Source organism: Collinsella sp. OF02-10 (genome assembly GCF_003463445.1).
Lineage (GTDB): Bacteria > Actinomycetota > Coriobacteriia > Coriobacteriales > Coriobacteriaceae > Collinsella.
The window spans coordinates 1-1063 of record NZ_QSCW01000049.1 but is presented as its reverse complement, the minus strand read 5'-3'; the positions used below and the strand labels follow the sequence as shown (position 1 = coordinate 1063).

Annotated in this window: 2 protein-coding genes; both read left to right on the top strand. The window is 66.0% G+C overall.

Translation table 11 applies throughout. From position 1 onward, the window contains the following. Positions 1-240, top strand: a 240-nt coding sequence (locus tag DXA43_RS10140) for a PTS sugar transporter subunit IIC (RefSeq protein WP_147324175.1), incomplete at its 5' end; no start/stop codon positions are given. Continuing rightward, positions 221-1054: a PTS system mannose/fructose/sorbose family transporter subunit IID gene (locus DXA43_RS10135; RefSeq protein ID WP_117807079.1), complete on the top strand. Its 834-nt coding sequence runs from the start codon at positions 221-223 to the stop codon at positions 1052-1054. The genes DXA43_RS10140 and DXA43_RS10135, both read left to right, overlap by 20 nt. Positions 1055-1063 lie beyond the last annotated feature (9 nt).

The following is a 1063-nucleotide window of genomic DNA, read 5'->3' as shown; positions in this document are numbered from 1 at the left end:
GGCGTTGCCGCCAACATCCTGCCGGCCATGGGCTTCGCCATGCTCGGCCGCCTGGTGCTCACCAAGCAGCTCGTGCCCTTCTACTTCCTGGGCTTCCTGCTGTGCTCCTACGCCAACGTGCCCGTCCTGGGCGTCGCCCTGATCGCCATCATCATCGGCATCGACAAGTTCGACCTGCTCGGCCTGGGCGGAGCCCAGCCCCAGCTCTCCGCGGAAGGGGATGAGGACGATGACTTCTAGTCCCGAGAACAAGATCACGCGCTCCGACCTCGTCAGGAGCGCCGTCAACACCGGCGCCCTGGGCATGGAGTTCTCCTGGACCTACTACAAGCAGATGAACATCGCCTTCTGCCTGATGGTCGCCAACATGCTCAAGAAGATCTACGCCGGCCGCCCCGACGACTACGCCGAGGCCCTGCACCGCCACTGCGCGTTCTTCAACATCACCGTCCAGTTCGCCCCGTTCGTCGGCGGCATCGCGATGGCCATGGAGGAGAAGGTCGCCCGCGGCGAGATCGAGCCCGAGAGCGTCAACGACGTCAAGGCCGCCCTCATGGGCCCGCTGTCCGGCATCGGCGACTCCATCTTCCTGTCGACGCTGCGCGTGGTCGCCGCCGCGGTGGGCATCAGCCTGTGCCAGGCCGGCAACCCCTTCGGCCCCATCGCCTTCCTGCTCATCTACAACGTCCCCGGCTTCGCGCTGCGCGTCTGGGGCGCCGTCAAGGGCTACGAGCTGGGCGTGGGCTTCCTGGACGAGGCCCAGAGGACCGGCCTCATGCAGAAGATCATGACCTGCGTGGGAATCGTGGGCGTCATGGTCGTGGGCGCCATGTGCAAGGACATGTTCTGGGCCAGCATCCCGGTGGCCATCGGCTCGGGCGACGACGCCCAGACCCTCCAGGACATCCTGGACGGCATCATGCCCGGCATGCTCGGCATGCTCGCCTTCTGGCTGTACTACTGGCTGCTGTCCAAGAAGATCAACCCCATGGTGCTGATCGTGGCCACCATGGTCGTGGGCATCGTCGGCGCGTTCTTCGGCGTGCTGGCGTAAGGGCCCGGC